Origin of the sequence: Bacillus cereus group sp. MYBK79-1 (assembly GCF_051915365.1) — a bacterium.
Lineage (GTDB): Bacteria > Bacillota > Bacilli > Bacillales > Bacillaceae_G > Bacillus_A.
Genome location: NZ_JBQAEO010000024.1, coordinates 16,892 through 26,144, shown reverse-complemented (window position 1 = coordinate 26,144; position 9,253 = coordinate 16,892). Strand labels below are relative to the sequence as shown.

Sequence of the window (9,253 nt, the reverse complement as noted above, 5' to 3'; positions counted from 1 at the left end):
AAGTTTCACTTTCTAGTCTAAATATAAAATAACCTATATAAACTAAGGAGGAATTTAGAATGGCTAAAGCTAAATTCGAACGTTCTAAACCCCATGTTAACATCGGTACAATCGGCCACGTTGACCATGGTAAAACTACATTAACTGCTGCGATCACTACAGTTCTTGCAAAAGCTGGTGGTGCTGAAGCACGCGGATACGATCAAATCGACGCTGCTCCAGAAGAAAGAGAGCGCGGAATCACAATCTCAACTGCACACGTTGAGTACGAAACTGAAACTCGTCACTATGCACACGTTGACTGCCCAGGTCACGCTGACTATGTTAAAAACATGATCACTGGTGCTGCTCAAATGGACGGCGGTATCTTAGTAGTATCTGCTGCTGATGGCCCAATGCCTCAAACACGTGAGCACATCCTTCTTTCTCGTCAAGTAGGTGTTCCTTACATCGTTGTATTCTTAAACAAATGCGACATGGTAGACGACGAAGAATTATTAGAATTAGTAGAAATGGAAGTTCGCGACCTATTATCTGAATACGGATTCCCAGGCGACGACATTCCTGTAATCAAAGGTTCTGCTCTTAAAGCTCTTCAAGGAGAAGCTGATTGGGAAGCAAAAATCATTGAATTAATGACTGAAGTTGATGCTTACATCCCAACTCCAGAACGTGAAACTGACAAACCATTCTTAATGCCTATCGAGGATGTATTCTCTATCACAGGTCGTGGTACAGTTGCAACTGGTCGTGTAGAGCGCGGAATCGTTAAAGTTGGTGACGTAGTAGAAATCATCGGTCTTGCTGAAGAAAATGCTTCTACAACTGTAACTGGTGTAGAGATGTTCCGTAAACTTCTTGACCAAGCTCAAGCTGGAGACAACATCGGTGCTTTACTTCGTGGGGTTGCTCGTGAAGACATCCAACGTGGACAAGTTCTTGCTAAAACTGGCTCTGTAAAAGCTCACGCTAAATTCAAAGCTGAAGTTTTCGTATTATCTAAAGAAGAAGGTGGACGTCACACTCCATTCTTCGCTAACTACCGTCCTCAGTTCTACTTCCGTACAACTGACGTAACTGGTATCATCCAATTACCAGAAGGTACTGAAATGGTAATGCCTGGTGACAACATCGAAATGACTATCGAACTTATCGCTCCAATCGCTATCGAAGAGGGAACTAAATTCTCTATTCGTGAAGGTGGACGTACAGTAGGTTACGGCGTAGTTGCTACTATCGTTGAGTAATCTTAACTGATATAAAAAAACCCAAGGGATTTTCCCTTGGGTTTTTTGTTTGTATTTATATAATGAATGAAATGATTTTTTTTGAATTTTGACGAGTTTCTTCTATAGTAATACAAAATCAATAAAACTAAAATCCAGAAACTGTAAAAAGAATTCTGTGGGATGAAAACTTGAAATTCTTTAAAGTGCCATGTATAATAGCAAAAGTAGAGAAAAGCAGATGCAAACAAAAAGATGCTTGCATCTAGACGAATAACATTGTATAATAGACAATGTTGGTCTTTGACTGCGATGAAGTGGAAGGTTGCTGACACACCCGGCCGCTTTGCCATGGCATGGTGTGGGGAAATTTCCATGGAGAAGGTCTATTTTAGAAATAGGCGAACGAAGGAGGGAAAATAATGGCAAAAGAAAAAATTCGTATCCGTTTAAAAGCTTATGATCACCGTATTCTTGATCAATCAGCTGAGAAAATTGTAGAAACAGCTAAGCGTTCTGGGGCAACAGTTTCTGGTCCGATCCCATTACCGACTGAGAAGACTATTTACACAATTCTTCGTGCTGTTCATAAGTACAAAGATTCTCGTGAGCAATTCGAAATGCGCACACACAAACGTTTAATCGATATCGTGAGTCCTACTCCACAAACAGTAGATTCATTAATGCGTTTAGACTTACCGTCTGGTGTAGATATCGAAATCAAACTATAATTCATATAACTTAAAAATGTAGGAGGTGTAACTCATGACCAAAGGAATCTTAGGAAGAAAGATCGGTATGACTCAAGTATTTGCTGAGAACGGTGAGTTAATCCCAGTAACAGTTATCGCTGCTAATCCAAACGTTGTTCTTCAAAAGAAAACAACTGAAACTGATGGCTACAATGCAATCCAGTTAGGATTTGAAGATAAACGTGAAAAGTTAACTAACAAACCTGAACAAGGCCACACTGCTAAAGCATCTACAACTCCTAAGCGCTTCATTCGCGAAATCCGCGATGCAGACGTGGACGGATTAGAGGTTGGTCAAGAGGTAAAAGTTGAAGTTTTCGCTGCAGGTGAAATCGTTGACGTAACAGGAATTTCTAAAGGTAAAGGTTTCCAAGGTGTTATCAAACGCCACGGACAATCTCGCGGACCTATGTCTCATGGTTCTCGCTATCACCGTCGTCCAGGTTCAATGGGCCCAGTTGCTCCGAACCGTGTATTCAAAGGCAAAAAACTTGCTGGACGTATGGGTGGAGACCAAGTTACTATCCAAAACTTAGAAATCGTTCAAGTTGACACTGAGCGCAACTTATTACTAGTAAAAGGTAACGTTCCAGGTGCTAAGAAATCTCTTGTAGTTGTTCAAGGCGCTGTGAAGGTTAGCAAATAATTCACAATAGGAAGGAGGAATTCCAATGCCAAAAGTTACTGTATATAACCAAACTGGTTCACAGGTTGGTGAAATCGAATTAGCTGAAGCTATTTTCGGTATCGAACCAAATGAAGCTGTACTTTTCGAAGCTGTAATGATGCAACGTGCATCTTTACGTCAAGGTACACACAAAGTAAAAACTCGTTCTGAAGTTCGTGGTGGTGGTCGTAAACCATGGCGTCAAAAAGGAACTGGACGTGCTCGTCAAGGGTCTATCCGCTCTCCTCAATGGCGTGGTGGTGGTACGGTATTCGGACCTACACCAAGAAGCTATGCGTACAAACTTCCTAAGAAAGTTCGTCGTTTAGCAATCAAATCTGCATTAGCTACTAAAGTAGTTGAGAACAACATTGTAGTTCTTGAAGACCTAGTGTTAAATGCACCAAAAACAAAAGACATGCTAGCAGTACTTAAAGGATTAACTGTTGAGAAGAAAGCTCTTATCGTAACTGCTGATGCAAACGAATCTGTAGAGTTATCTGCTCGCAATATCCCTGGAGTAACAGTAATCACTGCTGATGGCGTAAACGTTTTAGACGTGCTTCATCATGATAAGCTAATCATGACAAAAGCGGCAGTGGAAAAAGTAGAGGAGGTGCTTGCATAATGAGAGATCCTCGTGATATCATTAAGCGCCCAGTTATCACTGAACGTTCTATGGAAATGATGGCTGAAAAAAAATACACGTTCGATGTGGACGTTAAATCTAATAAAACAGAAGTTAAAGATGCTCTTGAAGCGATCTTTGGTGTTAAAGTAGAAAAAGTGAACATCATGAACTACAAGCCGAAAGCAAAACGCGTTGGTCGTCACGCTGGTTTTACTAGCCGTCGTCGTAAAGCAATCGTTAAGCTAACTGCTGACAGCAAAGAAATCGAAATCTTCCAAGGCGTTTAATTCTTACTAAAGAAGGAGGGAAATTGAGATGGGAATTAAAAAGTATAATCCAACTACTAACGGTCGTCGTAATATGACTACGAATGATTTCGCTGAAATCACGACTGACAGACCCGAAAAGTCATTACTTGCTCCTTTAAGCAAGAAGGCTGGTCGTAATAACCAAGGTAAAATCACTGTACGTCATCAAGGTGGCGGACATAAGCGTCAATACCGTATCATCGACTTTAAGCGTAACAAAGATGGAATTCCAGGACGCGTTGCTACGATCGAATACGATCCAAACCGCTCTGCGAATATCGCATTAATTAACTACGTTGACGGTGAAAAACGTTACATTCTTGCTCCTAAATCTTTAGAAGTAGGTATGGAAGTTATGTCTGGCCCAGAAGCTGACATCAAAATCGGTAACGCATTACCATTAATCAACATTCCAGTAGGTACTGTTGTTCATAACATCGAGCTTAAGCCTGGTCGTGGCGGACAATTAGTTCGTTCTGCTGGTACATCTGCTCAAGTACTTGGTAAAGAAGGTAAATACGTACTTGTACGTTTAACTTCTGGTGAAGTACGTCTTGTATTATCTGCTTGTCGCGCTTCAATCGGTCAAGTAGGTAACGAACAACACGAACTTATCAAGATCGGTAAAGCAGGTCGCTCTCGCTGGTTAGGTAAACGCCCAACAGTTCGTGGTTCTGTAATGAACCCGGTTGATCACCCACACGGTGGTGGTGAAGGACGTTCTCCAATCGGACGTAAGTCTCCAATGTCTCCATGGGGTAAACCAACTCTTGGATTCAAGACTCGTAAGAAAAACAAAGCGTCTGACAAATTCATCGTTCGTCGTCGTAAAAAATAATGGGATTGTAGTACGGTTCATTTCTAGAACCGTACGCCAATCACGAAGGGAGGCACCAAAATGGCTCGTAGCTTAAAAAAAGGACCATTTGTCGATGATCACTTAATGAGCAAAATGGAAAAATTAGTTGCATCTGAGCAAAAACAAGTTGTTAAAACTTGGTCTCGCCGTTCAACAATCTTCCCTCAGTTCATCGGACACACAATCGCTGTATATGATGGTCGTAAACACGTACCTGTGTACATCACTGAGGATATGGTTGGCCATAAGTTAGGTGAATTCGCACCAACTCGTACGTATAAAGGTCACCTTGCTGACGATAAGAAAACTAGAAGATAATGAGAGGAGGCACTTCAATGCAAGCTAAAGCAGTAGCGAGAACAGTTCGTATTGCTCCTCGTAAAGTTCGTTTAGTAGTAGACTTAATCCGAGGTAAGCAAGTGGGTGAAGCGATTGCTATCCTTAACCACACACCAAAAACTGCTTCTCCAGTTGTAGAGAAAGTTTTAAAATCTGCAATCGCAAATGCAGAGCACAATTATGAGATGGATATTAACAACCTAGTTGTTGAAAAAGTTTTCGTTGACGAAGGTCCAACGTTGAAACGTTTCCGTCCACGTGCAATGGGTCGTGCAAGCCAAATTAACAAACGCACAAGCCACATCACAGTTGTGGTATCAGAAAAGAAGGAGGGATAATCGATGGGTCAAAAGGTTAATCCAATTGGTCTTCGTGTCGGCGTTATCCGTGATTGGGAATCTCGTTGGTTCGCAGAGAAAGATTACGCTACATTATTACATGAAGACATCAAAATCCGTGAGTACATTACTGTACGCTTAAAAGATTCTGCTGTTGCTAAAGTAGAAATCGAACGTGCAGCAAATCGTGTAAATGTTACAATTCACACTGCAAAACCTGGTATGGTAATTGGTAAAGGTGGTACTGAAGTTGAAGCACTTCGTAAAGCACTTAACCAATTAACAGGCAAGCGTGTACACATCAACATTTTAGAAGTTAAGAGAGCTGATCTTAACGCTAAATTAGTAGGCGAAAACATCGCTCGTCAATTAGAAAACCGTGTATCATTCCGTCGTGCACAAAAGCAAGTTATTCAACGTGCTATGCGTGCAGGTGCTAAAGGTATTAAAACACAGGTTTCTGGTCGTCTTGGCGGAGCTGATATCGCTCGTGCAGAATCTTACAGTGAAGGAACTGTTCCACTTCATACACTTCGCGCTGATATTGACTATGCAGCAGTTGAAGCTGATACAACATACGGTAAATTAGGCGTAAAAGTATGGATCTACCGTGGAGAAGTCCTTCCTACAAAAAAGAAAGCTTCTGAGGAAGGAGGAAAATAATATGTTAATGCCAAAACGCGTAAAATATCGTAGAGAGCATCGTGGTAAAATGCGTGGTCGTGCAAAAGGTGGAACTGAAATTGCTTTCGGGGAATTCGGTTTACAAGCACAAGCTGCTTCATGGATTACAAACCGTCAAATCGAAGCTGCTCGTCGTGCAATGACTCGTTACATGAAACGTGGCGGTAAAGTATGGATTAAAATTTTCCCTTCTAAACCTTACACTGCAAAACCTCTAGAAGTACGTATGGGTTCCGGTAAAGGGGCACCAGAAGGCTGGGTAGCAGTAGTAAAACCTGGGAAAATTATGTTCGAAATCGCGGGTGTATCTGAAGAGGTAGCACGCGAAGCATTACGTCTTGCAGCTCACAAGTTACCTGTGAAATGTAAATTCGTAAAACGTGAAGAAAATGGTGGTGAATCTAATGAAAACTAATGATATTCGTGAATTAACCACTGCCGAAATCGAAACAAAAGTTAAAGCTTTAAAGGAAGAATTGTTCAATCTTCGCTTCCAACTTGCTACAGGACAATTAGAGAATCCAACTCGCATTCGTGAAGTGCGTAAAGCAATTGCTCGTATGAAAACTGTAGTTCGTGAAAGAGAGATCGGAATTAATCGATAAATTGAGGGGAGGTTTGCATAGTGAGCGAACGTAACCAACGCAAAGTTTATACTGGTCGTGTTGTGTCTGACAAAATGGACAAAACGATTACAGTTTTAGTTGAAACTTACAAAACTCATTCCTTGTACGGAAAACGTGTTAAGTATTCTAAGAAGTACAAAGCCCATGATGAGCAAAACCAAGCGAAACTTGGCGATATCGTTAAAATCATGGAAACTCGCCCGCTTTCTGCTACTAAGCGTTTCCGTTTAGTTGAAATCGTTGAAGAAGCGGTTATTATCTAAATAGACGAATCGGAATTTTTAGTCCGAAGGGAGGTTTCATAACATGATCCAACAAGAATCTCGTTTGAAAGTTGCTGACAACTCTGGTGCACGTGAACTTTTAACAATTAAAGTATTAGGCGGCTCTGGTCGTAAATATGCTAACATTGGTGACATTATCGTTGCTACGGTAAAACAAGCAACACCAGGTGGCGTTGTTAAAAAAGGTGACGTTGTTAAAGCAGTAGTGGTACGTACGAAGAGCGGAGCTCGTCGTCCGGACGGTTCTTATATCAAATTTGATGAAAACGCAGCGGTTATCATCAAAGACGATAAGAGCCCACGTGGTACTCGTATCTTCGGACCAGTAGCTCGTGAATTACGTGATAGCAACTTCATGAAGATCGTTTCTTTAGCTCCAGAAGTTCTATAATTTAAGGTATTGCCTTGCTAAGGAGGTGCAGAATTAAGATGCATGTAAAAAAAGGTGATAAAGTACAGGTAATCACTGGAAAAGACAAAGGAAAACAAGGCGTTATCCTTGTGGCTTTCCCAAAGCAAAACCGTGTTATCGTTGAGGGTGTTAACATCGTTAAAAAACACTCTAAGCCATCTCAATTAAATCCACAAGGTGGAATTATTACTAAAGAAGCACCTATTCACGTTTCTAACGTTATGGTTTTAGATCCGAAAACAGGTGAACCTACTCGTGTAGGCTTCAAAGTAGAAGATGGTAAAAAAGTTCGTATTGCAAAAAAATCTGGTGAATTATTAGATAAATAATTTTCTTAAGAAAGGAGGTCACTTCATTGAATCGCCTTAAAGAGAAGTTCCAAAAGGAAATTACTCCTGCTCTAGTGAGCAAGTTTAACTATAAATCTGTGATGGAAGTACCGAAAATCGAAAAGATCGTAATCAACACTGGTGTTGGTGACGCGGTATCTAACTCAAAAGCTTTAGACAATGCAGTAGAAGAATTAACACAAATCGCAGGTCAAAAACCTGTTGTAACTCGTGCTAAAAAATCAATCGCTGGTTTCCGTCTTCGTGAAGGTATGCCAATCGGTGCGAAAGTAACTTTACGCGGCGAGCAAATGTATGAGTTCTTCGACAAATTAGTATCAGTTTCTTTACCACGTGTACGTGATTTCCGTGGTGTTTCTAAGAAATCATTCGATGGTCGTGGGAACTACACATTAGGTGTTAAAGAGCAACTTATCTTCCCTGAGATCGATTATGATAAAGTAAGCAAAGTCCGCGGTATGGACATCGTAATCGTTACTACAGCGAAAACTGATGAAGAAGCTCGTGAACTGTTAACACAATTCGGTATGCCATTCCAAAAATAATGGAAGCCAACGCTAAGTAGAGGAGGCGAAAACGTGGCTAAAAAATCTATGATAGCGAAACAAAAGCGTACTCCTAAGTTTAAAGTACAAGAGTATACACGTTGCGAACGCTGCGGTCGTCCGCATTCTGTATACCGCAAATTTAAGCTTTGCCGTATTTGTTTCCGTGAACTTGCATATAAAGGTCAAATTCCTGGTGTTAAAAAAGCTAGTTGGTAAAACCCACAAATGGGAAGGAGGTAAAACACATGGTGATGACAGATCCAATTGCAGACATGCTTACTCGCATCCGTAATGCGAACATGGTACGTCATGAGAAATTAGAGGTTCCTGCTTCTAAAATCAAAAAAGAGATCGCTGAACTTTTAAAACGTGAAGGTTTCATTCGTGATGTAGAATACATCGAGGATAACAAACAAGGTATCCTTCGTATTTTCCTGAAATATGGTGCAAACAATGAACGTGTAATCACTGGATTAAAACGTATCAGTAAACCTGGCTTACGCGTTTACGCTAAAGCTGATGAAGTACCACGTGTACTTAACGGATTAGGTATCGCTCTTGTTTCTACATCTAAGGGAGTAATGACAGACAAAGACGCTCGTCAATTACAAACTGGTGGAGAAGTAGTAGCATACGTTTGGTAATATATATTTAAAACGAACGGAGGTGTGACCACATGTCTCGTATTGGTAAAAAGATTCTTGAAATCCCTGCAGGTGTTACTATTACAATTGCAGAAGACAATACTGTAACAGTAAAAGGCCCTAAAGGTGAATTAACTCGTAAATTCAATGCTGATATGTCTATCAAAATTGAAGAAAATACACTAACAGTTGAGCGTCCATCTGAACAGAAGGAACACCGTGCATTACACGGTACAACTCGTGCTTTAATCGGAAACATGGTTGAAGGTGTAACTACAGGTTTCGCACGCGGACTTGAATTAGTCGGTGTTGGTTACCGTGCTCAAAAACAAGGAGATAAACTTGTTTTAAGCGTAGGTTATTCTCATCCAGTAGAAATGACTCCGGAAGCAGGTCTTGAAGTTGAAGTACCTGTACCAACTAAAATCGTAATCAAAGGTATCGACAAGCAACGTGTTGGCGAATTTGCTGCTAACATCCGTGCTGTACGTGCTCCTGAGCCTTATAAAGGTAAAGGTATTCGTTACGAAGGCGAAGTTGTTCGTCGTAAAGAAGGTAAAACTGCTAAGTAAACCCGTTAGGTGA

General features: G+C 40.9%; 18 protein-coding genes. All 18 read left to right on the top strand.

Going from position 1 to position 9,253, the window contains the following annotated elements; genetic code table 11:
* The first annotated feature begins 59 nt into the window (after positions 1–59).
* The 18 genes from tuf to rplF all read left to right on the top strand — a co-directional run bounded on the left by tuf (position 60) and on the right by rplF (position 9,240).
* A complete protein-coding gene (gene tuf / locus ACTFOB_RS24455; RefSeq protein ID WP_001029617.1) occupies positions 60–1,247 on the top strand; it encodes an elongation factor Tu in 1,188 nt (395 codons plus the stop codon).
* 401 nt (positions 1,248–1,648) lie between these two features.
* On the top strand, positions 1,649–1,957 hold the full coding sequence (gene rpsJ, locus ACTFOB_RS24450; RefSeq protein ID WP_001040595.1) for a 30S ribosomal protein S10: 309 nt from the start codon (positions 1,649–1,651) through the stop codon (positions 1,955–1,957).
* A 34-nt stretch (positions 1,958–1,991) separates the two neighbouring features.
* Positions 1,992–2,624, top strand: a complete 633-nt coding sequence (gene rplC / locus ACTFOB_RS24445; protein ID WP_000160209.1) for a 50S ribosomal protein L3 — start codon at positions 1,992–1,994, stop codon at positions 2,622–2,624.
* Between the two features lie 25 nt (positions 2,625–2,649).
* On the top strand, positions 2,650–3,273 hold the full coding sequence (rplD, locus tag ACTFOB_RS24440) for a 50S ribosomal protein L4 (protein WP_001127258.1): 624 nt from the start codon (positions 2,650–2,652) through the stop codon (positions 3,271–3,273).
* Complete coding sequence (gene rplW / locus ACTFOB_RS24435) at positions 3,273–3,563, top strand: 50S ribosomal protein L23 (RefSeq protein WP_001205558.1); 291 nt, start codon at positions 3,273–3,275, stop codon at positions 3,561–3,563. The genes rplD and rplW overlap by 1 nt, the downstream gene beginning before the upstream one ends.
* A 28-nt stretch (positions 3,564–3,591) precedes the next feature.
* A complete protein-coding gene (gene rplB / locus ACTFOB_RS24430; protein WP_000511583.1) occupies positions 3,592–4,422 on the top strand; it encodes a 50S ribosomal protein L2 in 831 nt (276 codons plus the stop codon).
* Between the two features lie 60 nt (positions 4,423–4,482).
* Positions 4,483–4,761, top strand: a complete 279-nt coding sequence (gene rpsS / locus ACTFOB_RS24425; RefSeq protein WP_000124454.1) for a 30S ribosomal protein S19 — start codon at positions 4,483–4,485, stop codon at positions 4,759–4,761.
* A gap of 17 nt (positions 4,762–4,778) precedes the next feature.
* Positions 4,779–5,120 carry a 50S ribosomal protein L22 gene (gene rplV, locus ACTFOB_RS24420; RefSeq protein ID WP_001148024.1) on the top strand — a complete coding sequence of 114 codons (342 nt, stop codon included), beginning with the start codon at positions 4,779–4,781 and terminating at the stop codon, positions 5,118–5,120.
* 3 nt (positions 5,121–5,123) lie between these two features.
* Positions 5,124–5,783: a 30S ribosomal protein S3 gene (gene rpsC / locus ACTFOB_RS24415; RefSeq protein WP_000529958.1), complete on the top strand. Its 660-nt coding sequence runs from the start codon at positions 5,124–5,126 to the stop codon at positions 5,781–5,783.
* Between the two features lies 1 nt (position 5,784).
* Positions 5,785–6,219: a 50S ribosomal protein L16 gene (gene rplP / locus ACTFOB_RS24410; protein ID WP_000928969.1), complete on the top strand. Its 435-nt coding sequence runs from the start codon at positions 5,785–5,787 to the stop codon at positions 6,217–6,219.
* Positions 6,209–6,409: a 50S ribosomal protein L29 gene (rpmC, locus tag ACTFOB_RS24405; RefSeq protein WP_000855718.1), complete on the top strand. Its 201-nt coding sequence runs from the start codon at positions 6,209–6,211 to the stop codon at positions 6,407–6,409. The genes rplP and rpmC overlap by 11 nt, the downstream gene beginning before the upstream one ends.
* A gap of 20 nt (positions 6,410–6,429) precedes the next feature.
* On the top strand, positions 6,430–6,693 hold the full coding sequence (gene rpsQ / locus ACTFOB_RS24400) for a 30S ribosomal protein S17 (RefSeq protein ID WP_000004106.1): 264 nt from the start codon (positions 6,430–6,432) through the stop codon (positions 6,691–6,693).
* Between the two features lie 43 nt (positions 6,694–6,736).
* Positions 6,737–7,105: a 50S ribosomal protein L14 gene (gene rplN / locus ACTFOB_RS24395; RefSeq protein ID WP_000615912.1), complete on the top strand. Its 369-nt coding sequence runs from the start codon at positions 6,737–6,739 to the stop codon at positions 7,103–7,105.
* Between the two features lie 38 nt (positions 7,106–7,143).
* Positions 7,144–7,455 (top strand): 50S ribosomal protein L24, encoded by a 312-nt coding sequence (gene rplX, locus ACTFOB_RS24390; RefSeq protein WP_000558201.1) that lies wholly within the window; start codon positions 7,144–7,146, stop codon positions 7,453–7,455.
* 26 nt (positions 7,456–7,481) lie between these two features.
* Complete coding sequence (gene rplE, locus ACTFOB_RS24385) at positions 7,482–8,021, top strand: 50S ribosomal protein L5 (protein WP_001080829.1); 540 nt, start codon at positions 7,482–7,484, stop codon at positions 8,019–8,021.
* A 33-nt stretch (positions 8,022–8,054) separates the two neighbouring features.
* Entirely contained in the window at positions 8,055–8,240 is a 186-nt protein-coding gene (gene rpsN, locus ACTFOB_RS24380) for a 30S ribosomal protein S14 (protein ID WP_001085700.1), read from the top strand.
* Positions 8,241–8,269: 29 nt separating this feature from the next.
* A complete protein-coding gene (gene rpsH, locus ACTFOB_RS24375; RefSeq protein WP_000245511.1) occupies positions 8,270–8,668 on the top strand; it encodes a 30S ribosomal protein S8 in 399 nt (132 codons plus the stop codon).
* Positions 8,669–8,700: 32 nt separating this feature from the next.
* Positions 8,701–9,240 (top strand): 50S ribosomal protein L6, encoded by a 540-nt coding sequence (gene rplF / locus ACTFOB_RS24370; protein WP_000086553.1) that lies wholly within the window; start codon positions 8,701–8,703, stop codon positions 9,238–9,240.
* The last annotated feature ends 13 nt before the right edge of the window (positions 9,241–9,253 follow it).

Bases quoted from the DNA above. Each gene is read 5' to 3' on its own strand.
- rpsJ (WP_001040595.1), top strand. From the start codon at position 1,649: ATGGCAAAAGAAAAAATTCGTATCCGTTTAAAAGCTTATGATCACCGT.
- rplN (WP_000615912.1), top strand. From the start codon at position 6,737: ATGATCCAACAAGAATCTCGTTTGAAAGTTGCTGACAACTCTGGTGCA.
- tuf (WP_001029617.1), top strand. From the start codon at position 60: ATGGCTAAAGCTAAATTCGAACGTTCTAAACCCCATGTTAACATCGGT.
- rplB (WP_000511583.1), top strand. From the start codon at position 3,592: ATGGGAATTAAAAAGTATAATCCAACTACTAACGGTCGTCGTAATATG.
- rplC (WP_000160209.1), top strand. From the start codon at position 1,992: ATGACCAAAGGAATCTTAGGAAGAAAGATCGGTATGACTCAAGTATTT.
- rpsC (WP_000529958.1), top strand. From the start codon at position 5,124: ATGGGTCAAAAGGTTAATCCAATTGGTCTTCGTGTCGGCGTTATCCGT.
- rplX (WP_000558201.1), top strand. From the start codon at position 7,144: ATGCATGTAAAAAAAGGTGATAAAGTACAGGTAATCACTGGAAAAGAC.
- rpsS (WP_000124454.1), top strand. From the start codon at position 4,483: ATGGCTCGTAGCTTAAAAAAAGGACCATTTGTCGATGATCACTTAATG.
- rpsH (WP_000245511.1), top strand. From the start codon at position 8,270: ATGGTGATGACAGATCCAATTGCAGACATGCTTACTCGCATCCGTAAT.
- rplF (WP_000086553.1), top strand. From the start codon at position 8,701: ATGTCTCGTATTGGTAAAAAGATTCTTGAAATCCCTGCAGGTGTTACT.
- rplV (WP_001148024.1), top strand. From the start codon at position 4,779: ATGCAAGCTAAAGCAGTAGCGAGAACAGTTCGTATTGCTCCTCGTAAA.
- rplD (WP_001127258.1), top strand. From the start codon at position 2,650: ATGCCAAAAGTTACTGTATATAACCAAACTGGTTCACAGGTTGGTGAA.
- rpmC (WP_000855718.1), top strand. From the start codon at position 6,209: ATGAAAACTAATGATATTCGTGAATTAACCACTGCCGAAATCGAAACA.
- rplW (WP_001205558.1), top strand. From the start codon at position 3,273: ATGAGAGATCCTCGTGATATCATTAAGCGCCCAGTTATCACTGAACGT.
- rplP (WP_000928969.1), top strand. From the start codon at position 5,785: ATGTTAATGCCAAAACGCGTAAAATATCGTAGAGAGCATCGTGGTAAA.